Below are 19,750 nucleotides of genomic sequence, written 5' to 3'. Positions count from 1 at the left end.
CCGCGATCAGCTGTTACTGGCTGCCGGCCGGCTTCAGGTTCAGGATGATCTGCAGAGCGTTCTGCTGGGTCGGCTGCGCCGGCCCGTACTGGTTCTGCTCATCGGGCCAGCCGACCCAGTTCTTGGTGCTGTAGAGACCGCCGACGTTGGACGCCGAGGTGGGGATGATCGGCATCTGCTCGACCATGATCTTCTGCAGCGTGTTCAGCGCGCTGGTGCGGGTCGCGTCGTCCGCGGCGTTGGCGTACTGGTCCAGCGCCTTGGTCGCCTCCGGGCTGTTGAACCGCCCGTAGTTACCGCTCACGCCGCCCTTGCCGACCGGCTTCAGGATCTTGCCGTCCATGATGTTCTGGTAGATGTCGTACGGCGTCGCGCCGCCGTTGGTCCAGTGCATCGCGGCGTCGAAGTTGCCCTCGTCGATGTTCTTGAACCAGGCGTCCTGGTTGGCCTTGTCGACGCTCGCCTTGATGCCGATCGTGGACAGGTTGTCCTTGATGATCTCCAGGTCGGTGATGTAGTCGGACCAGCCGGCCGGGTCGGTCAGCGTGATCGTCACCGGCTTGCCGGTCGGGTCCTTGAGCGTGTCGCCGTCGAGCTTGAAGCCCGCGTCGGTGAGCTCCTTCTTGGCGGCGTCGACGTCGACCTTGTGCTTGAGGTCCTTGTACTCCGGGGCGATGAAGGACTCACCGGCCGGCGTCGGGATGCCGGTCATCGACTCGACCTTCGGGTAGAAGTACCCGGCCTCGCCCTGGTTGAAGATGTCGTCGCGGTTGATCACCAGGTTCATCGCGCGCCGCAACGCCGGGTTGTCGAAGGGCTTGCGGGTGGTGTTGATCCACAGGCCGTGGATACCGAGGTTCGCCGGGAACCAGAGCTTGTGGTGCGCCGGGTCCTTGTCCTGGTAGACGGCCTTCACGTTCGGCACGAACACGAAGCTCCACTCCGACGAGCCGTTCGCCAGCGCGGTGGTCTGCGCGTTGTTGTCGTTGTACGACGTGTACCGCAGCTCCTTGACCTTCGGTAGCGCCTGCCAGTACGAGTCGCGCAACGTCAGCGTCGTGGTCTGCGGGGTGAACGACTTGACCGTGTACGGGCCGGTGCCGATCGGGTTCTTCAGGGTGTCCTGGGTCGGGTCCTTGATCGTCGACCACTGGTGCTTCGGGATCACGAACACGGTCAGGATCTTGTTCTGGTTGGTGAACTGCGACCTGGTGAAGGTCAGGTCCACCTTGTTGCCGGACGCGGTGATCGTGCCGTACGGGATCGCGTCGGAGTTCAGGCCCTCGTTGTCCTTGCGGATCTGGAACGAGTACGCGACGTCGTCGGCGGTCATCGGCCGGCCGTCGGAGAACTTCACGCCGTCGCGGATGGTCAGCGACAGCTTGGTGTAGTTGGCGTCCCACTTCCACTCGGTCGCCAGCCAGGGCTTGCCCGGTTCGGTGGGCTTGATCCCGTTGATCATCACCAGCGGCTCGAAGATCATCCAGCGGTACCCCAGCGAGGCGCCCGAGGAGGAGCCGAGGAACGGGTTGTGGTTCTCGGTCTGGGGTCCGTTCGGCATGCCGATGTTGAGGACAGTAGCGCCGCCGCCTGAGCCGTTCTCGGCAGCCTTACCGTCCCCGTTACTACAAGCAGCCAGGGTGGCTGCCGCGAGCAGGCCCGCGAGGGCCAGCGCGACTGTGCGTCGTGCTCGCATCGTTCCTCCTGTGTTCCGTTGGCGGTGGCCCACCCTGAGCCGGTGGGCCAGTGCATCCTGGCGTGAAAGCGCTCTCATGGGAAGAGCTCACGCCGATCGGGCGAGTACGCCGGCGGCGGAGCAGGGGCAGCTGCCCCGCCGCCGGAGCTCTAGTGGGACCTGCTTCGGGTGCTGTTCTTCGGGGCGGTTGAACTGCGGACGATCAGCGTCGTCGGCAGTACTTGCGGGGCCTGTGGCAGCGGCGTGCCGCCGAAGTACCCCATCAGCATCCGGGCCGCGGCCTGACCCATCTGGCGCATCGGCTGATGCACCGTGGTCAGCGGCGGCTCGGTGTGTTCGGCGTACGGGATGTCGTCGAAGCCGACCACCGACACGTCACTCGGTACGTTCCGTCCGGTCTCCCGGACGGCCTGGACGGCGCCGCCGGCGGACAGGTCGTTGTGGGCGAAGACCGCGTCGAACTCGAGCCGCTCGCCGAGGGCATGCTGGACGCCGCGACGGCCGCTCTCGTAGGTGAAGTCGCCTTCGAACACGAGTCTCGGGTCGAGCTCGATCCCGGCCGCCGCGTAGGTGTCGCGGAAACCGTCCAGGCGTTCGTGCGTACAGCCGAAGCGTTCGACGCCGGTGACCACCAGTGGCCGGCGGCGGCCGAGCTCCAGCAGGTGCCGGGCGGCGGACTCACCGCCTGCGTAGTTGGTGGTGGCGACGGACGGGAACTGTGGGCGCTTGTCCCGGTCGTCGATCAGGACCACCGGGAGACCGCGCGCGTGCAGTTGCTCGATGTAGGTGAGGGTGCCCTCGGGCTCGATCACCAGCAGGCCGTCGAAGGACTGCGACGAGACCTGGGAGGCGAACTGCTGCATGGATTCCGCACCCCGGTTGAAGGTGAACAGCAGCAGCCCGTAGCCCTCGCTCTCAACCACGTCGACGGCACCCTGCAGCACCTCGCCCATCCAGGGCCAGGTGAGCGACGGGACGAGCATCCCGACGATCCGCGTCCGGCCGCGGGCCAGGCCGACAGCACGGGCGCTCGGCACGTACCCGAGTTCCTCGATCACCTGCCGGACCCGTTCGGCGGTCCGCAGGTCCAGCTCGCCCTTGCCGTTGAGGACGCGCGACACGGTCGTCTTGCTGACACCGGCACGGGCCGCGACATCGGCGATGGTGATGGACACGCTGGATCTCCCCTCGGGCGGTCGGGGCTGACGCGGGACGAATGGGCCGGAACCGGTTTCGGAAGCGGTTCCGTAGATCAAAGCCGAGACCGCGACGGGCCGTCAATCACGGAGCGGTAACGAAACGGGACTTAGTTCACGATCTGGAAGAAGGGAGCTCTTCCGTCCCGCGCGGGCGGCATGATGGACTCGGGGGCGAGCGGCCCTGCCCGGGGCCGGGCAGGGTGAGGTCGAGGATGGAAGTACGCCGGACCACGGTGCGGGACATGCGCCGGTCCAACCGCTCGGTGATCCTCACCAGCATCTACCGCGAGGGTCCGTTGAGCCGCCAGGAGCTGACCGTCCGGACGTCGCTGAGTGCCGCCAGCGTGAGCAACCTGGTCGCCGAACTGATCGCCGAGGGTCTGGTCGAGGAGGCCGGCTCGGTCGAGTCCGAGGGCGGCCGGCCGCGGGTCCTGTTGCGGGTGGCGCCAACGTTTCGGTACGTCGTCGGCGCCGAGGTCGGCGAGACCCGGGTCCGGGTGGAGCTGTTCGACCTGGCGATGAACGTCCTGGCGCGGGCCGACCATCCGGTCAGCGAGCCGACCCCCGAAGAGGTCGTGAAGCACGTCCTGGAAGGGCTTTCGACCGTTGTCGCGTCGTCCGGCGTGCAGCCCGCGCAGGTGCTCGGACTCGGGGTGGCGGTGTCCGGCGTGGTCGAGGACAACGCGGTCGTCGACGCGCAGACGCTCGGCTGGGACGCCGTACCGCTCGCCGCGATGCTTGCCGAGGGCACCGATATCCCGGTGCACCTCGACAACGGCGCGAACATGCTCGGCCAGGCCGAGATGTGGTTCGGCGCGGGCCGCGGCGCGACCGACGCGGTGGTCGCGCTGGTCGGCTCGGGCGTCGGATCCGCTTTGGTGGCAGGCGGATCGAGTTACCGCGGCGCGCGCAGCAGCGCGGGCGAGTGGGGCCACATGACGATCGTGTACGGCGGCCGGCAGTGCCGCTGCGGCGCGCTCGGCTGCCTCGAGGCGTACGTCGGCGCGGAAGGCGTGCTGGACCGGTACCGGTTGGCGGGCGGCGTGCTCGACGGTGACGAAGAGGCCGCGTTCGTCCAACTGCTGGAGTCGACGTCGGAGCCGGCGGCAACGGTCGTGTCGGACACGATCGGCTATCTGGCAGCGGGATTCGCGAACCTGGTGAACCTGGTCAATCCCGAGCGGATCGTGCTCGGCGGCTGGGCCGGGTTGCTGCTGGGGGAGAAGTACCTCGACGAGTTGCGGGCCGAGGTGGCCAAGCACGCGCTGCGCCGGCCGTACGCCCAGGTCTCGATCGTGCTGTGCGAACTGGGCCGCGACGCCGTTGCACTCGGCGCCGCGACCCTCCCCGTAGTACGCCTACTGCGCGACGGAGGCGCAGTGCACTAGACGATCCACTTCTGGTTGGCGGCGCCACTGCAGGTCCAGAGTTGGGTCGGTGTGGCGTTGGCGGAATTGTTGCCGGTGACATCGAGACATTTGTTCGCCGGTGGATTCACCAAGTCGTGCGCGGAGCTGTACGTCCACTGCTGTGCTCCGGTCCCGTTGCAGGTCCACAGTTGGACCTTGGCGCCGTCGGCCACCGACGCGGCGTTCACGTCGAGACACTTGCCCAGGGCACGGATCGTCCCGTCGCCGGGGCGCGTCCACTTCTGCGCGTTCGTACCGTTGCAGTCGTAGAGCTGCACCGGCGTGCCGTCGGCGGAGTTCGCGCCGGCGACGTCGAGGCACTTGCCGGCCAGGCCGGTGATCTGCGAGCCGGTACCACCTGTGCTGCCGAGGGTGGAGACCCGTACGTAGTCGACGGTCATCGTCTGCGGCATCACCGTGGTGCCGTCCGGGTTGCCCGGCCAGCCGCCGCCGACCGCCACGTTCATGATCATGAAGAACGGGTGGTTGAAGACCCAGGTGTTGCCGTTCAGGTCAGCCGGCGTACGGCGCTCGTACTGCACGCCGTCGACCGACCAGGTGATCGAGTCCGGTGCCCAGTCGACCGCGAACGTGTGGAAGTCGTCGGCGAACGACCAGCCGTTCGGATGGTTGTACGCGGCACCGATCCCGTTCGCACCGGAGTACCCCGGGCCGTGGATCGTGCCGTGCACGGTGGCCGGTTCCTTGCCGATGTTCTCCATGATGTCGATCTCGCCGTCGTTCGGCCAGTTGGTGCCGCCGAGCATCCAGAACGCCGGCCAGAGGCCTTGGCCGCGGGGGATCTTGATCCGCGCCTCGAACCTGCCGTACGTCTGGGTGAACGTCTGCGCGGTCAGCAGCCGGGCGGACGTGTACTGGCACGGGCCGTACCAGCAGTTGAAGCCACCGCTCTCCTTCCGGGCGGTGATCACCAGGTTGCCGTTGCCGTCCAGTGCGGAGTTGCGGGTGCTGTTGGTGTAGTACTCCAGTTCGCTGTTGCCCCAGCCGCCGCCACCGATGTCGTACCGCCACTTGGCGGGATCGGGGGCCTGGCCGGCCGGGCCGTCGAAGTTGTCCTCCCAGACGGTTGCCGTGGTCGCCGCGGCGGCCTGCTGGTGCGCCGTGGCGGCGGGTTGGAAGAGAGATGTGCCGACCAAGGCGGCACCGATCGCGAGCAGCGCAAGACGCTTCATGAGTACCTCATTTCGGGGGCGTCGTGAATGAGGAGTGATTGGGCGGCAGCGTGCCGTGAGAACGCTCCCACGTCAACCCCGGGACTAATTAAAAGATCTGAAAAAAGTCTCGGTTCCGGCGTTGACACGAGTCCTCACCGATGGTTACCTCGTGCTGACCAGCAGTTGCGGCGCGGGCAGGCGCCGTCATGAACTTCCTTTGAAACAAGGGAGAACCGCCCCCATGAAACGCTTCCTGCCGCCCGTGGTCGCTGCGCTCTGCGTAGCCGCCGCCGGGCTCGGTGTCGGCACCGCACCACCGGCGCAGGCCGCCGGAGAACAGGTCAACGTCTGGCTGACCACCACCAACGACTCCGCCGGCCGTAACGTCACCCGCGGGCTGCAGCAGCAGGCCCCGGTGAACTTCGGCCCGGCCGGCGGAACGGCCAACCAGACCGTCACGGTCAACGAGAACACGACGTACCAGTCGTTCGAGGGCGGCGGAGCGTCGTTCGCCGACAGTTCCGCCTGGCTGCTGAACAGCAGCGGCGTGATCTCAGCGGCCACCCGCGACCAGGTGATGAAGGACCTGTTCGACCCGGTGAACGGGATCGGCCTGTCCTTCGTCCGTAATCCGATGGGCGCCTCCGACCTCGCCCGGTTCAACTACTCCTACGACGACACGTGCTGCGACCTGAACGACTTCAGCATCCAGCACGACCTGGCGGACGTCGTACCGCTCACCAAACAGGCCCGGGCGCTCAATCCGAACCTGAAAGTGATGGGCTCGCCTTGGAGTGCACCGGCCTGGATGAAGGACAACAACGACTTCGTCCACCGCGGCTGGCTGAAGGCCGAGTACTACCCGACGTACGCGCAGTACTTCGTCAAGTACCTGCAGCAGAACGAGGCCCAGGGCAACCACATCGACTACATCTCGGTGCAGAACGAACCGACCTGCTGCGGTACGGACAGCACCGGCTACGCCTCGATGAACTGGAACGGCTCCGGGCTGCTCGAGTTCACCAAGAACAACCTGCTGCCGGCGCTGCACGCGGCCGGGCTGACGACCAAGGTCCTGGTGCTCGACTACAACTGGGGCAACTACAACGACCTCGGTTCGGTCCCGCTCGCGGACGCCGCATTGCGGAGCGACCCGAACTTCGGCGGGATCGCCTGGCACGGGTACGGCGGTGACGTGAACCTGCAGACGCAGATCCACAACCAGTACCCGGCGGTGAACGCGTACATGACCGAGCACTCCGGCGGTACCTGGATCGCGAACCAGCAGACCGAGGACATGAACAACCTGATCGACTACACCCGCAACTGGGACAAGTCGTGGGTCAAGTGGGGCATCGCCCTGGACGAGAACCACCTGCCGTACGTCGGCGCCGGCTGCAACGTCTGCACCGGGCTTGTCACCGTGCACCGCAACGACAGCCAGCGCGGCCAGGTCACCAAGACCGTCGAGTACTACACGATGGGCCACCTGACCAAGTTCGTGAAGCCTGGCGCGCTACGGATCGACTCGACCGCGAACAGCTCGGTCAAGAACGTCGCGTGGAAGAACCCGGACGGCTCGAAGGCCCTGATCGCCTACAACACCACGGGGAGCTCGCAATCGGTGCGGGTGAACTGGGGTTCGCAGTCCTTCGTCTACACACTGCCCACGCAGACCTCCGCGACCTTCACGTGGTCCGGGTCACAGAGCGGTGGAAGCTCCGGTGGTCAGATCACCGGTCTGGCCGGCAAGTGCATGGACGTGGCCGGCGCAGCGACCGCCGACGGTACGGCGGTCCAGCTGTACGACTGCAACGGTACGACGGCCCAGCAGTGGCAGCGTCCTGGTGACGGGACCCTGCGGGCGCTTGGCAAGTGTCTCGACGTTTCCGGAGGCTCCGTGGCCAACGGGGCTCGTGTGCAGCTGTGGACGTGTAACGGGTCTGCCGCCCAGCAATGGACCTATACGAGTGGGAGTGATCTGGTGAATCCACAGGCGAACAAGTGCCTCGATGTGACCGGCAACAACTCTGCCAACGGCACCCCGCTGCAGCTGTGGACGTGCGGGGGCACCGCGAACCAGAAGTGGGTCGTGTCATGAGGCGCCTGGCCGCGGTCGCCGCGACGCTCGTGCTGGGCGGCGGCCTGCTGATGACGGCCTCGCCGGCGCAGGCAGCAACAGGTGCTGTCACCGGGCTGGCCGGGAAGTGCATGGACGTTGCTGGGGCTGCGACTGCTGACGGTACGGCGGTTCAGCTGTACGACTGCAACGGGACCAGCGCCCAGCAGTGGTCTCGGTCGAGTGATGGGACACTGCGGGCTCTGGGCAAATGCCTGGACGTATCTGGTGGATCCGTAGCCGACGGTGCGCGGGTCCAGCTGTGGACCTGTAACGGGTCCGGCGCGCAGCAGTGGACGTACACCTCCGGTCGTGATCTGGTGAACCCGCAGGCGAACAAGTGCCTCGATGTCACCGGCAACAACTCCGCCAACGGCACACCGCTGCAGCTGTGGACCTGCGCGGGCACTGCCAACCAGAAGTGGAACGTGCCCGCGGCTGACGGCGGTGGTACGGGCGCTGCGCCGATGGCGGCGGCGCCGTACCTGTACGAGGGCTGGGGCGACCCGCCGAACCCGGCGACCGTGATGAACGCGACCGGGGTGAAGTGGTTCACGATGGCGTTCATCCTGTCCAACGGGTACTGCAATCCGCAGTGGGACGGCAGCCGGCCGCTGACCGGCGGTGTCGATCAGCAGGCGATCAACACGATCCGCTCGAACGGCGGCGACGTCGTGGTGTCGATCGGTGGGTGGTCCGGCAACAAGCTCGGCCAGAGCTGCGGTACGGCGAGTGAGCTGGCGGCGGCGTACCAGAAGGTGATCAACGCGTTGTCGCTGAAGGCGATCGACATCGACATCGAGGACCAGGAATTCTCCCAGGCCGCGGTCCGGCAGAAGGTCGTCGACGCGCTGAAGATCGTGGAGCAGAACAACCCGGGCATCACGACGTACCTGACCTTCGGTACGACGCAGACCGGGCCGGACGGGAACGGGCTGGACCTGATCCACCGCGGCGCGGCGTCCGGGCTGAACCTGGACGGCTGGGTGATCATGCCGTTCGACTTCGGCGGCGGGTCGACGAACATGGGCGCGCTGACGCAGCAGGCGGCGGACGGCCTGAAGAACGCGGTCAAGTCGGCGTACGGGCTCAGCGACGACGCGGCGTACCGCAAGATCGGCATCTCGTCGATGAACGGGCTGACCGACAACGCGGGTGAGCGCGTCAACCTGTCCGACTTCGAGTCGAACCTGGCGTACGCGTCGGCGCACCACCTGGCCCGCTTCACGTTCTGGTCGGTCAACCGCGACCGCCCGTGCACCGGCGGCAGCGCCGACAGCTGCTCCGGCATCTCCCAAAACCCCTGGGACTTCACCAAGGTAGTAGCCCGCTACCGCGGCTGACGTCCGAGCGGCCCACCTGGAGAAACTTTCCAGGTGGGCCGTTTCGCGTTTGACCCTCCTGTTACCGGAGGGTGGAAGCTAGGCGACATGACGGCGACGGTGACGGTGGGGGAGTTCTCGCGACTGACCCACCTGAGTGTGAAGACCCTGCACCACTACCACGAGATCGGTCTGCTCGCGCCGGTCTCGATCGACTCCTCGTCCGGTTACCGGCGGTACGGGACGAGCCAGGTGGAGACCGCGCTGCTCATCCGCCGCCTCCGCGAGCTGCGGATGCCGCTGCCCGACGTGCGTGCCGTCGTCGAGGCAGGCGACAGCGCCGCGCGCGAGGAGACGTTGAGGACGCATCTCGAGCGGATGGAGCAGGAACTCGTGCACACCCGCGACGTCGTCGCCTCACTCCGCGAGCTGCTCACTCCGGGCCGCCCGCTCCTCGACGTGCACTACCGGTACATCCCGCCCTTCCGTGCGTACGGCGTCCGCGGTCAGGTGCTGCGGTCCGAGATCGGGCCGTGGTTCGAGTTCGCGTACGGCCTGCTCGGCGGCGTGACCGTCGACCTCCCCGGCACCTCGGGAGCGACGTACGGTGACGAGTTCTTCACCGAGGACAAGGGCGAGGTCGTCGCGTTCCACCCGGTCCCGCTCGACCAGCCGCCGGCCGCGGGCGTCGAGCTCGTCGACCTCCCCGGCGGGTACTTCGCGATCGCGGTGCACGCCGGCCACATGACCGACTTCGACCGGACGTACGCCGCACTCGGTACACACGTCGCGGAGTACTGCGAGGTCGCTCCCGGTCCGATCCGGGAGCTGTATCCGATCGGCCCCGGGGACGTCCCCGATCCGGCCGACTACCGAACCGAGGTCTGCTGGCCGATCCGGCAGATCCCAGTCCTGAAAGGTTGATCCATGCCCGTCACTCTCGAGAACATCGCCGTCGACTGCGCGAACGCGAAGCGCCTGGCCACCTTCTGGGCCGACGTGCTGTCGACCGAAGTAGATGCCGAGGCCAACGAGTTCTTCGCCACCATCAAGACCGCGGCCGGACCGACGCTGATGTTCCTGCAGGTCCCCGAGCCGCGCAACGGCAAGAACCGCCTGCACCTCGACCTCGCCACCTCCGACTGGTCCACCGAGGTCGACCGGCTCGTCGACCTCGGCGCCAAACGCCTCGACGAACACAACGAATACGGCACTCACTGGATCACCCTCGCCGACCCGGAAGGCAACGTCTTCGACCTCGCCGAACACCGCTAAACGGACAGGTACCGGGTGCCGTCGAAGGTTGCCCGGCCGAGCTCGACCTGTTCGGTCAGACGGGCTCGTGCCTGCGCCACCGGCCACCGGAACGCACGCGCGAGCTCGCCCGCTGTGGTGGCGAGCATGGTGTCCAGGAACTGTCCGGTAGCGAGCGCGTGGTCCGTCCTGCCGCCGACATCGAACTGATGGCAGGTGAGTGTGATCAACGCGGCCGGCCAGCCCGAGCCGGTGTCGTGCACGCCGGCGGTGGTGACCAGCAAGCTGCGCTGCAACTCGGTGATCGCCCGCTGGTAACGCCCTCGATCGCCGATCAGCGCTCGCAGCGTCGCGCTGGGCATCGGCTCGGCCGCGACGGCCTCCGCGATCTCGTGTGCCGTGGGCGACAGGTCCATCAGCAGGTGGTCGCCGACGTCGCCCGCCGCCGGGTAGAGGGCACGCAGGAGTTCCGGTGACAGGAACGAACCCCGGCCGCCGAGATACGCGCCGTACCAGGCGAGACCGCGGCGAGGCAGCTCGTCCTTCCACGTCCAGACACGTTGCTCGTTCGTCCCCATGCCGGCGCCGAACGGTTCCTCGTCCTCGCCGGCGACCGCGTCCCACAGCGACGGTACGACGGTTCGAGGTGCCGGGAAGAGCAGCGCGAAACCGACATCGTCGATGAACTTCGCGGCGCGCTCGATCGATCCGACCCGGCGCCCACGAACCCACCAGCGAACGGCCCGGGCCTTGCCGAGTTCGGCGTCGGAGGTCTCCTGGATTCCCATCACGCCAGTCAATCACCGGTGGCTTGGGTGGGTGGGTTCGACTCGGTGTCGAGGAAGAGTTGTACGTCGGGATGGGTGCGTAGGGCTGTGCCTGGGTAGTTGGGGCTGATCGGCTGGGTGAGGGTGTCGTGTACTGCTTGGCGTTTGGTGGTGCCGGGGACGGAGCCGATCAGGGTGTGCGCGTTCAGGAGGCGGGGGATGGTGACGGTGATCGCGTGGGTCGGTACGTCGGCCAGCGTCGGGAAGTTGCCCTCGTCGACCTGCTGGCGGCGGCTCGTCTCGTCGAGCGCGACCCGTCTGGTGGGCTGCGGATCGCCGAAGTCGGCGGGTGGGTCGTTGAAGGCGAGGTGGCCGTTGACGCCGAGGCCGAACAGGACCAGGTCGAAGGGTTCGTCGCCGAGCAGCGCGGCGTAGTTCTCGTCGTCCGGGTCCAGCGGGTAGAACGTTGCCAGCGGCACCTTGTCGAGAAAGGTACGGCGCAGCCAGTTCCGGAACGACTGCGGCGCGTCCGGGCCGAGACCGACGTACTCGTCCATGTGGAAGAGGACGACCTTGCTCCAGTCGACGTCCGGTTCCGTTGCGAGCGCGGTCAGGGTGGCTGTCTGGCTCGGCGCGGCGGCGAGCAGCACGCGCGCCGTACCGGTGTCCGCGATCGTTTTCCGGAGCCGGGCGGCGGCCTCGGCGGCCGCGGCGCGGCCGAGTTCCTCGCGGTTCGGGTAGGTGCTGACCCGCGGCGCATGCTCGACAGTCATGAGGAAAAGGCTCGCACAAGTCTCCGGCCGGGGGATTTCCCCCGGTGGTTCGCCCGAGGCCGAGCCGGTGGCTGACTCCAGTGTGTGACTTGTCCCCGGCCAATAGGTTCGTGGGCATGACGACAACAAGTGGTGGTGTTGCCGGATGGGCGGTCGGGTTGATGGAGGATCTCGGCCCGGCGGGCGCGGGGCTCGCGGTGGCGTTGGAAAACCTGTTCCCGCCGTTGCCGAGTGAGGTGATCCTGCCGCTGGCCGGATTCGCGGCGGCCCGCGGCGACCTCGGCCTGCTCAGCGCGATCCTGTTCACGACGCTCGGTTCGGTCGTGGGAGCGCTCGCTTTGTACGGCGTGGGCGCGGTCCTCGGACGCGACCGGACGCGGGCCATCATCGCGAAGCTGCCGCTGGTGAAGCTGCGCGACGTGGACAAGGCCGAGCAGTGGTTCGTCCGGCACGGTCCGAAGGCGGTGCTGATCGGACGGCTGGTACCGGTCGTGCGCAGCATGATCTCGGTGCCGGCCGGGGTGGAGCGGATGCGGATCGTGGTCTTCCTCCCGCTGACCGCCCTCGGCAGCCTGGTGTGGAACAGCCTGCTGATCGTGGCCGGCTACCAGTTGGGCGAGCGGTGGCACGTGGTGGAGTCGTCGGTCGGGGTGTTCCAGAAGGTCGTGCTGGCCGGCGCGGTCGCGGCGGTCATCTGGTTCGTCGTCGTCAAGCTCCGTTCGGATTCTGAGAAAGTCAAGTAAGCGGCTGGACTTTGACTACCCTCGACGGTAGTTGCTTCCAAGGGTTCAGGAGATGGGTCATGGCGTCAGTCGCGTTCGAGTCGCAGGTGGTAGCGGACCAGCCGGTCTGGCCACAGTCCGTGGTCACCGTGGTCGGCAATCCGCGCCCGGGTTCGCGGACGGCCGCCGCCGCGGCCTCCGTTGCCGAACTACTCGCCTCCGAGCTCGGTACGCCGTACCGCATCGACGAGCTGATCGACCTGGTGACGTTCGCGCCGGCGATCTTCCAGGGCGATCAGGCGGGCAGCGAGGCTTTGGCGAGTGCGATCGACCTGGTGTCGTCGGCGTCGGTGATCGTGGTTGCGACCCCGGTCTACAAGGGCAGCTACACGGGTCTGCTGAAGAGCTTCCTCGATGTACTGCGTCCCGCCGCGCTGGCCGGCTCCGTAGTGATCCCGGTGACGGTCTCGGCCGCGCCCAGCCACAAACTCCTGGCCGACCAGCATCTCCGCCCGGTCCTCGCCGAGCTGGGCGCCAGCGTCCCCGTCCCCGGCGTGATCCTCGAGGAACGAGACCTCGAGGATCTCCAGGTGGTGCTGTCCACCTGGATCCGGACGAACGCCGCCATCGTCCAGGCCACCACCATCGCCCTTCAGCCCACCCCCGAGCCGACGCCGGCGCACTAGTCGCTGTGAGTCGGTTGGGTGGCGGGGTGGCGTAGCGCGGTGGTTGCGGGGATGAGGGTGGACAGGAACGTCAGCGCGGCTGCGGTGGCGGCGACTGTCAGGTAGATCCAGATCGGGCCGGTCGGGATGGCGCTGCCGGAGACCTTCGCGGAGTACGGGAGGAGACAGGCGAGTGCTACCGCCGTACCGAGCGTGATGCCGGTGAGGGTGATCAGCGTGCTTTCAGTGGTGAGCATGCGGAGCACCTGGAAGCGGGTGGACCCGGTCAGGCGTTGCAGGGCGAACTCGCGGCGGCGGCGCAGCGTGGTCGACACCAGGGTGTTGACGACCGAGACCGCGGTGTAGGCGATGAGCATGCCGACGAGCATGTAGTTCACCCAGGCTTGGGTTTGCAGGTCCTCGACGTTGGTGGCGACCAGCGCGTCCCGGTCTGCCACCTGGACGCCCGGGTTGGCGGCGGCGAGTTTGGCGAGGGCCGGGCGTACGTCGGCGTTCGGTGCGGCGCGGACCAGGATCTGTTTGGTCAGGCCGTCCGTTGTGTGCGCAGCGACGAGAGCGGCGGGGAGCATGAGCGTTTCGTAGCCGCGGTCGGCGGCGAACGTTGCCACCACCTTCAGCTTGACCGTGGTTCCGTCGCCCAGCGTCATGGTGATGTCGGAGCCGACGCCCCGGTTCGTCTTGGCGGCCATGCTTTCCGGGATCGCGACGGTCTGGCCGGACAGGCCGGTGAGTGAGCCTGCGGTCAGGCGTACGGGCGCCGTACCGTCCGCGCCCTGGGCGTCGACACCGACCACCGGCGCGCCGTCCTCGTCGAAGGGGGCGTTGCGGGGGTCGTCGACCGCGCCCATGCTGCGTACGTACGCCGAGGCGCTCGCCACACCAGGAGTAGCTCTCACCTGGTCGAGGAGCTTTGCGGACAGGCCGGCGTCCGAGACCAGTACTGCGTCTGCTCTGAGATCGCGGGTGAATGCTGTTGCGGAGGCGTGTACCTGCGTGGTCTGCATGTACAGGTTGGCAGTGGAGATGCCTACGGCGAGCATGACTGGCGTGACGGCTGCTGACAGGGCTACGGATCGTGCGGAGAGGTTGCGGATGGCCAGGCGGCCGTTGACTCTCGTCAGGGCTTGTACTGGCCAGCGCCAGATTGCCAGGACCAGCTTGGTCCAGAACGGGCCTAGCAGGGCTACACCTATGGCCCAGCAGAGTACTGAGGGGCCCGCGGTGGCTGCGGCTAGTGGGCCGCTCATGACTGTTGCGGTGACGATCAGCAGGGCCAGTCCGCCGCCGAGGGCGGCCAGGCCGAAGAACAGGCGGATCCAGCTGAACCACCTGCGCTGCAGGGAAGCCTCCGCGAGCGCTTCGACCGGGCGGATCTTCGCGGACTTGCGGGCGGCGATGAGGGCGGCGCCGATGGCCGCGAGTACTGCTGCGCCGGCGCCGGCGGCGAACGGGATGAGGCCTTGGTAGAACTCGACCACCGGGGACGCTACGCCGTGGGAGGCCAGTTGGTCGAAGAGGAATCGGCCCAGGAAGAAGCCTGGGAGTGCGCCTAGGGCTACGGCTGGGAGTGAGACGAGGAGGGCTTCGCCGAGGATCATTCGGCGTACCTGGCCGGGCGTGGTGCCGATGCCGCGGAGCAGGGCGAACTCGCGCTCGCGGTGCTGCGCAGCGAGGGCGAGCGTCGAGGTGACGACGAACATCATCGTCATGGCGGCGATACCGCCGAAGGAGCCGGCGATCGAGATGAGTGCGGTGCGGTGGGACTCGGCGTCGGGGTGCTCAGCCAATCCTCGGTCGATGCCGGCGCGGACGGTCAGGTTGTCGATGGTTTCGAGTTGCTTCTTGAGCTTGTCGAGGTCGGTGCCGGGGGCAACTTGTACGCCGATGTCGGCGAAGCGTGCCGGGTTCTGGACCAGGTGTTCTGCGTCGCGGTCGTTGAAGAAGGCATGTCCCGCCGGGCCTGCTGCGATGCCGCTGACGGTGTAGGTCCTTGGTTCGCCGTTGATGAGGAAGGTGAGGTGTTGTCCTACTTTCCCGGACGGAACCACTACCTGCCCGGACCGCGGCGCGTGCCCAGAACTGAGGTGATATGGGGCGAGTACGGCTGACGACCAGTTGTGGCCCTCGGCAACCACCGGCGCGCCGCTCGTGATCGCGGTGAAGGTGTAGTCGCCTACGGCTGATTGAACTCCTGGGGTGGATCGGATGTGGGGGAGGAGGGTGGTGGGGACGCCGACTCGTTCGGGGAGGGGAGTGGCGTCTTCGGCGCCGGGGCGCAGGTGGGACTGGTTGCCGGTGATGACCAACGAGGTCGCGGCCAGGCGTTGCGGGGCTACGTTCGAACGGATGCCGGTCTCCATCAGGCCGCCGCACGCCATCACAATCGCGGTGCCGAAGACGACCGCGACGAACGTGGCGAGGAACCCGCTCTTCCGGTAGCGCAAGGTGCGAAGGGCGAGGCGCATCATCCCGCCACCGCCTGCAGGGAACGCGCGCCGAGGTGCGTCATCCGGTCCGCGACCTGTTCGGCGGTCGGCGCGGTCAGGCTGCCGGCCAGCACACCGTCGGCAAGGAACACCACCTGATCCGCGTACGACGCGGCGACCGGATCGTGCGTCACCATCACGACCGTCTGCCCCTGCGTACGCACCGGCTCGCGGAGCAGCTCCAGTACGTCGGCAGCGGTCTGCGTGTCCAGCGCACCCGTCGGCTCGTCGGCGAAAATCACCGCCGGACGCGCGACCAGCGCACGCGCGATAGCGACCCGCTGCTGCTGCCCGCCGGACAGCTCGCCCGGGCGGTGCTTGTGTCGGTCGCCGAGCCCCACCCGCTCCAGGACCTGCCGGACGGCGGCCTTGTTCGGGCGGCGGCCGTCGAGCTCCTGCGGCAGGCAGACGTTCTGCCAGACGTTCAGCGTCGGCAGCAGGTTGAAGGACTGGAACACGAACCCGATCCGCTCCCGCCGGAGCTCGGTCAGCCTGCGTTCGCTGAGCCCGGCCAGCGGCTGTCCGTCGATGTGCACACTGCCGGACGTCGGCCGGTCCAGCCCCGCGGCGCAGTGCAGGAACGTGCTCTTGCCCGAGCCCGACGGACCCATCACCGCGGTGAAGGTCCCCGGCGCGAACTTCATCGAGATCCCGTTCAGCGCGATGACGGCGTTTCCGCCCCGGCCGTAGACCCGTCGTACATCCTGCAGGACGACCGAGTACCCGGTCCCGTCGGCTGTTTCCTGCGCACGTTTCCTCATGCCGCTGACGCTACGGACCTACGACGTACCCGCCGAGGGTGCTGGACCGCCGGAAAGGGTGGGTGAAACTCCACCACCTAGGACCGCAGCAGCGCCCGCAGTCCGGCCTTGTACGTCGCCGGAGTGATGTCGCCGATCAGCAGCCGCTGCAGCACGAAGCCGGGGATCATGCTGAACATGACCTGCGCGACGTCCTCCGGGTCGACGCCGGCGTCGACCGTACCGTCGGCCTGGGCGCGGCGCGCGATCTCGAGGAAGTGGTCGCGGAGCCTGCAGTACTTGCCACGGGCGATGTCGCGGATCGAGTCGTCGCGTAGCGCCTCCGCCCAGGCCTGCACCGCGACCCGGGTGACGTCGCCGCCGGGACGCTGCGCGATCTCGACGACGTGGTCGATGGTCGCTTCGAGCGCGGCCAGCGGGGTGAGCGGGTCGTCGGTGGCGAGGATCGTCCCGAACAGCTCGTCGATCGTGCTGAGCGCGTCCTCGGCGATCGCGCCGACGATCTCCTCCTTGCTCTTGAAGTACCCGTAGACGGCGCCGGCGGACAGGCCGGACTCGCGGATCACGTCCGCCATCGTCGTCTTGTGGAAGCCCTCCTCGATCACACACCTGCGCGCGGCCGCGACGATCTGCGCGCGGCGGGCGAGCCGGTGTTCCTCGGTGACCTTGGGCACGCTCGCAACATAAAACGAATGTCCGTTCTTGACAAGTCGCCGACCCGTTGCCACCCTCGGAATCATAAAGAACGATCATTCGGTTTTGATCTCGAGGGAGTCCAGCTGATGGCTACTGAACGGCGCCGGCCGCCCCTGATCGCGGTCGTCACGCTGCTGACCGCCGTACTCACCGTGTTCCTGATCGCGTTCGCGTGGCCGTCCGCGCGCTCCGAACCGCGGGACGTCCCGCTCGCCGTGTCCGGCCCGGCGCCGGCCGTCACGCAGGTGAAGACCGCGCTCGACCAGGCGATTCCGGGCGGCTTCGCGCTCACCGACGTACCGGATCGGCAGGCGGCGGTGCAGCGGATCAAGGACCGGGACGCGTACGGCGCGATCGTGCTCGACACGGGGCAACCCGAGGTACTGACCGCGTCGGCCGGTGGGCCCGCGGTCGCGCAGATCCTCACGCAGCTCGCGGGCCGGATGCACCCGGACGGCGCGGCGAAGGTCACCGACATCGTCCCGCTGCCCAAGGACGATCCGCGCGGAGCAGGCCTGGCTGCCGGTGCGCTGCCGCTCGTTCTCGGCGGGATCATCGCCGCCGGGGCGCTGACCCAGCTGGTTCGGTCCGGGGCGAAGCGGATGATCGGGGCACTCGCGTTCGCGATCACCGGTGGGCTAGCGCTGGCCGCCGTGCTGCAGTACTGGCTCGGCTCGTTCGAGGGCAGCTACCTGGGCAACGCGGGCGTGATCGCGATGTCGATCGGGGCGATCAGCATGACGCTGCTGGGCCTGGAGTGGTTGATCGGTACGGCGGGGCTCGCCTTCGGCGGCGCCGTGATGATGCTGCTCGGCAACCCGTTGTCCGGGATGACCAGCGCGCCCGAGATGCTGCCGAGCGGCTGGGGCACGTTCGGGCAGTTCCTGCCGCCTGGAGCAGCGGGTACTGCGCTACGTTCGGTGAGCTTCTTCGACGGCAACGGAGCCGGCCGGCCACTCCTCGTACTCGCCTGCTGGCTGGTCGCCGGCGTACTTCTCTGCGGCCTCGGCGCACTCCGCGGCCGGGGACGCGCCGTCCATGCGCGCCACGAGGCGTCAGCGCTCGCGGCCTGACAAAGTAGGGGTATGACAACGCGGTGACCGGATCGTTACGTGCCGGTCGCCGCGTCAGTGTGCAACTGGGGCGACAACGTTGTCTGTCAAGCATTGACTTCGCTTGCCGAGGGCTCCTACGGTCACGGGAAAGCCCGCAGGGTTTGGGTGGTGGTACCGGGATGACAACGATTGCCCGAAGGTGGACGTGATGGTGAAGAGGAAACGTTTCCAAGCAGCGGCCGCACTGGGTGCCGCACTGCTGCTGGCGGTGTCGGCCTGTAGCCAGGGCTCGACGACCAAGCAGCCGGAGGCAGGTAGCTCGCAGAGCTCCGGTCCCGCGCACATCAAGATCGCGTATCAGCAGTGGGGTCCGGGCGTGGTGATGAAGAACTTCCTCACCGGCGTGAAGTCCGAGTACGAGGCCGCGCACCCCGGCTCCCAGGTCGAGATCGTTCCGGTCGTCGCCAGCGAGAACGACTACTACACCAAGATCCAGTTGATGATGCGGTCGCCGAACACCGCGCCGGACATCGTCTATGAGGACACGTTCCTGATCAACTCCGACATCACCGCGGGGTACCTGAGGCCGCTCGACGACTACATCAAGAACTGGGACCAGTGGAGCCAGTTCGAGGACACCGCCAAGGGTGCGGCGCGTGGTCAGGACGGCAAGACGTACGGCATTCCGGACGGCACCGACACCCGGGCGCTCTGGTACAACAAGCAGATCTTCCAAAAGGCCGGTCTGCCGGCCGACTGGCACCCGAAGACGTGGGACGACGTACTGAGTGCGGCCCGCACGATCAAGCAGAAGGTGCCCGGCGTCATCCCGTTCAACATGTACTCCGGCAAGCCGATGGGTGAAGCCTCGGCCATGCAGGGCTTCGAGATGCTGCTGTACGGCACGAAGGACACGCTGTACAACTACGACCAGAAGAAGTGGGTCGTCGGCAGCCAGGGCTTCAAGGACTCGCTGAACTTCGTCAAGACCGTCTTCTCCGAGGGCCTGGCCCCGTCACCGAAGGACGCGCTGAGCCCGAACATGGGCAGCAAGGTCGGCACCGAACTGCTGCCGCAGCAGAAGCTCGCGATCGACCTCGACGGTTCCTGGATCTACGGCAACTGGCTGAAGTCCGGCGCCAAGCCGTGGCCGCAGTGGAGCACCGTGCTCGGCCAGACTGCGATGCCGACGCAGGACGGCGGCGGCAAGGGCAAGGTCAGCCTCTCCGGCGGCTGGACCTGGGCGATCCCGGCCAAGTCGAAGAACCCCGACGCGGCTTGGGACTTCATCAAGACCCTGCAGACGCAGAAGAACGCGGCGAAGTACGCCACCGACGGCGCGCAGATCGCCGTCCGCAAGGACGTGGCGGCGGACGCGGCGTACAAGTCCTCCTCGGCGAGCACGCAGTTCTTCACCGACCTGGTGTCGGTGACCGTGTACCGGCCGGCGCTGCCGGAGTACCCGAAGGTGTCGAACGAGATCATCACCGCGATGGAATCGGTGATGACCGGGCAGTCCTCGCCGGACGACGCCGCGAAGAACTACGACCAGGCGGTCGAGGGAATCGTCGGCGGCAAGGACAAGACGACGACCCAGAGCACCGGCCAGTAGTCCCGGGCTCGCCCCCGG

The 19,750-nt window shown here is 67.6% G+C and carries 17 protein-coding genes; 9 read left to right on the top strand and 8 right to left on the bottom strand.

Annotated features, from left to right (window positions below; translation table 11 throughout):
• Positions 1 to 13: 13 nt before the first annotated feature.
• Both FB475_RS06155 and FB475_RS06150 read right to left on the bottom strand, forming a co-directional pair.
• Positions 14 to 1,696, bottom strand: coding sequence for an ABC transporter substrate-binding protein (locus FB475_RS06155; protein WP_141853349.1), 1,683 nt, complete (start codon positions 1,694 to 1,696; stop codon positions 14 to 16).
• A gap of 149 nt (positions 1,697 to 1,845) precedes the next feature.
• On the bottom strand, positions 1,846 to 2,871 hold the full coding sequence (locus tag FB475_RS06150; RefSeq protein ID WP_141853348.1) for a LacI family DNA-binding transcriptional regulator: 1,026 nt from the start codon (positions 2,869 to 2,871) through the stop codon (positions 1,846 to 1,848).
• 236 nt (positions 2,872 to 3,107) lie between these two features.
• Between FB475_RS06150 and FB475_RS06145 the strand changes: the two genes are divergently transcribed.
• On the top strand, positions 3,108 to 4,283 hold the full coding sequence (locus FB475_RS06145; RefSeq protein ID WP_141853344.1) for an ROK family transcriptional regulator: 1,176 nt from the start codon (positions 3,108 to 3,110) through the stop codon (positions 4,281 to 4,283).
• On the opposite strand, the gene FB475_RS06140 is transcribed toward FB475_RS06145, so the two are convergent.
• Positions 4,280 to 5,497, bottom strand: coding sequence for a glycoside hydrolase family 16 protein (locus FB475_RS06140; protein ID WP_141853343.1), 1,218 nt, complete (start codon positions 5,495 to 5,497; stop codon positions 4,280 to 4,282). The two genes, FB475_RS06145 and FB475_RS06140, sit on opposite strands and share 4 nt — an antisense overlap.
• A 223-nt stretch (positions 5,498 to 5,720) precedes the next feature.
• Here FB475_RS06140 and FB475_RS06135 point away from each other — a divergent pair, with 223 nt between their 5' ends.
• From FB475_RS06135 to FB475_RS06120, 4 genes are all read left to right on the top strand, one after another.
• A complete protein-coding gene (locus FB475_RS06135) occupies positions 5,721 to 7,580 on the top strand; it encodes a lectin (protein ID WP_141853341.1) in 1,860 nt (619 codons plus the stop codon).
• Complete coding sequence (locus tag FB475_RS06130) at positions 7,577 to 8,941, top strand: chitinase (protein ID WP_141853339.1); 1,365 nt, start codon at positions 7,577 to 7,579, stop codon at positions 8,939 to 8,941. The genes FB475_RS06135 and FB475_RS06130 overlap by 4 nt, the downstream gene beginning before the upstream one ends.
• 87 nt (positions 8,942 to 9,028) lie before the next feature.
• Positions 9,029 to 9,844, top strand: a complete 816-nt coding sequence (locus tag FB475_RS06125; RefSeq protein WP_141853337.1) for a MerR family transcriptional regulator — start codon at positions 9,029 to 9,031, stop codon at positions 9,842 to 9,844.
• Positions 9,845 to 9,847: 3 nt separating this feature from the next.
• Complete coding sequence (locus FB475_RS06120; protein ID WP_141853335.1) at positions 9,848 to 10,195, top strand: VOC family protein; 348 nt, start codon at positions 9,848 to 9,850, stop codon at positions 10,193 to 10,195.
• Here FB475_RS06120 and FB475_RS06115 read toward each other — a convergent pair.
• Together FB475_RS06115 and FB475_RS06110 are read right to left on the bottom strand one after the other, a co-directional pair.
• Positions 10,192 to 10,962 (bottom strand): AlkZ-related protein, encoded by a 771-nt coding sequence (locus FB475_RS06115; RefSeq protein WP_141853333.1) that lies wholly within the window; start codon positions 10,960 to 10,962, stop codon positions 10,192 to 10,194. The two genes, FB475_RS06120 and FB475_RS06115, sit on opposite strands and share 4 nt — an antisense overlap.
• Before the next feature lie 8 nt (positions 10,963 to 10,970).
• The gene (locus FB475_RS06110; RefSeq protein WP_141853331.1) at positions 10,971 to 11,714 is read right to left on the bottom strand and encodes a 6-phosphogluconolactonase; all 744 of its coding nucleotides are present in this window, start codon (positions 11,712 to 11,714) and stop codon (positions 10,971 to 10,973) included.
• A 116-nt stretch (positions 11,715 to 11,830) separates the two neighbouring features.
• Between FB475_RS06110 and FB475_RS06105 the strand changes: the two genes are divergently transcribed.
• Positions 11,831 to 12,457 (top strand): DedA family protein, encoded by a 627-nt coding sequence (locus FB475_RS06105; RefSeq protein WP_141853329.1) that lies wholly within the window; start codon positions 11,831 to 11,833, stop codon positions 12,455 to 12,457.
• Between the two features lie 59 nt (positions 12,458 to 12,516).
• On the top strand, positions 12,517 to 13,122 hold the full coding sequence (locus FB475_RS06100) for an NADPH-dependent FMN reductase (RefSeq protein ID WP_141853327.1): 606 nt from the start codon (positions 12,517 to 12,519) through the stop codon (positions 13,120 to 13,122).
• Here FB475_RS06100 and FB475_RS06095 read toward each other — a convergent pair.
• The 3 genes from FB475_RS06095 to FB475_RS06085 all read right to left on the bottom strand — a co-directional run bounded on the left by FB475_RS06095 (position 13,119) and on the right by FB475_RS06085 (position 17,043).
• Positions 13,119 to 15,590 (bottom strand): ABC transporter permease, encoded by a 2,472-nt coding sequence (locus FB475_RS06095; RefSeq protein WP_141853325.1) that lies wholly within the window; start codon positions 15,588 to 15,590, stop codon positions 13,119 to 13,121. The genes FB475_RS06100 and FB475_RS06095 overlap by 4 nt on opposite strands.
• Positions 15,587 to 16,369: an ABC transporter ATP-binding protein gene (locus FB475_RS06090; protein ID WP_141853324.1), complete on the bottom strand. Its 783-nt coding sequence runs from the start codon at positions 16,367 to 16,369 to the stop codon at positions 15,587 to 15,589. The genes FB475_RS06095 and FB475_RS06090 overlap by 4 nt, the downstream gene beginning before the upstream one ends.
• A gap of 77 nt (positions 16,370 to 16,446) precedes the next feature.
• Positions 16,447 to 17,043, bottom strand: coding sequence for a TetR/AcrR family transcriptional regulator (locus FB475_RS06085; RefSeq protein WP_141853322.1), 597 nt, complete (start codon positions 17,041 to 17,043; stop codon positions 16,447 to 16,449).
• Between the two features lie 108 nt (positions 17,044 to 17,151).
• Here FB475_RS06085 and FB475_RS06080 point away from each other — a divergent pair, with 108 nt between their 5' ends.
• Together FB475_RS06080 and FB475_RS06075 are read left to right on the top strand one after the other, a co-directional pair.
• Entirely contained in the window at positions 17,152 to 18,138 is a 987-nt protein-coding gene (locus FB475_RS06080; RefSeq protein WP_141853320.1) for an ABC transporter permease, read from the top strand.
• 190 nt (positions 18,139 to 18,328) lie between these two features.
• Positions 18,329 to 19,732 (top strand): extracellular solute-binding protein, encoded by a 1,404-nt coding sequence (locus tag FB475_RS06075; protein ID WP_185759101.1) that lies wholly within the window; start codon positions 18,329 to 18,331, stop codon positions 19,730 to 19,732.
• Positions 19,733 to 19,750 lie beyond the last annotated feature (18 nt).

It is taken from the genome of Kribbella jejuensis, from assembly GCF_006715085.1.
GTDB lineage: Bacteria > Actinomycetota > Actinomycetes > Propionibacteriales > Kribbellaceae > Kribbella > Kribbella jejuensis.
The sequence above is the reverse complement of the archived record's forward strand: the minus strand, read 5'-3'. Positions and strand labels throughout refer to the sequence as shown.

Bases quoted from the DNA above. Each gene is read 5' to 3' on its own strand.
- FB475_RS06155 (WP_141853349.1), bottom strand. From the start codon at position 1,696: ATGCGAGCACGACGCACAGTCGCGCTGGCCCTCGCGGGCCTGCTCGCG.
- FB475_RS06145 (WP_141853344.1), top strand. From the start codon at position 3,108: ATGGAAGTACGCCGGACCACGGTGCGGGACATGCGCCGGTCCAACCGC.
- FB475_RS06140 (WP_141853343.1), bottom strand. From the start codon at position 5,497: ATGAAGCGTCTTGCGCTGCTCGCGATCGGTGCCGCCTTGGTCGGCACA.
- FB475_RS06135 (WP_141853341.1), top strand. From the start codon at position 5,721: ATGAAACGCTTCCTGCCGCCCGTGGTCGCTGCGCTCTGCGTAGCCGCC.
- FB475_RS06130 (WP_141853339.1), top strand. From the start codon at position 7,577: ATGAGGCGCCTGGCCGCGGTCGCCGCGACGCTCGTGCTGGGCGGCGGC.
- FB475_RS06125 (WP_141853337.1), top strand. From the start codon at position 9,029: ATGACGGCGACGGTGACGGTGGGGGAGTTCTCGCGACTGACCCACCTG.
- FB475_RS06120 (WP_141853335.1), top strand. From the start codon at position 9,848: ATGCCCGTCACTCTCGAGAACATCGCCGTCGACTGCGCGAACGCGAAG.
- FB475_RS06115 (WP_141853333.1), bottom strand. From the start codon at position 10,962: ATGGGAATCCAGGAGACCTCCGACGCCGAACTCGGCAAGGCCCGGGCC.
- FB475_RS06110 (WP_141853331.1), bottom strand. From the start codon at position 11,714: ATGACTGTCGAGCATGCGCCGCGGGTCAGCACCTACCCGAACCGCGAG.
- FB475_RS06105 (WP_141853329.1), top strand. From the start codon at position 11,831: ATGACGACAACAAGTGGTGGTGTTGCCGGATGGGCGGTCGGGTTGATG.
- FB475_RS06100 (WP_141853327.1), top strand. From the start codon at position 12,517: ATGGCGTCAGTCGCGTTCGAGTCGCAGGTGGTAGCGGACCAGCCGGTC.
- FB475_RS06095 (WP_141853325.1), bottom strand. From the start codon at position 15,590: ATGATGCGCCTCGCCCTTCGCACCTTGCGCTACCGGAAGAGCGGGTTC.
- FB475_RS06090 (WP_141853324.1), bottom strand. From the start codon at position 16,369: ATGAGGAAACGTGCGCAGGAAACAGCCGACGGGACCGGGTACTCGGTC.
- FB475_RS06080 (WP_141853320.1), top strand. From the start codon at position 17,152: ATGGCTACTGAACGGCGCCGGCCGCCCCTGATCGCGGTCGTCACGCTG.
- FB475_RS06075 (WP_185759101.1), top strand. From the start codon at position 18,329: ATGGTGAAGAGGAAACGTTTCCAAGCAGCGGCCGCACTGGGTGCCGCA.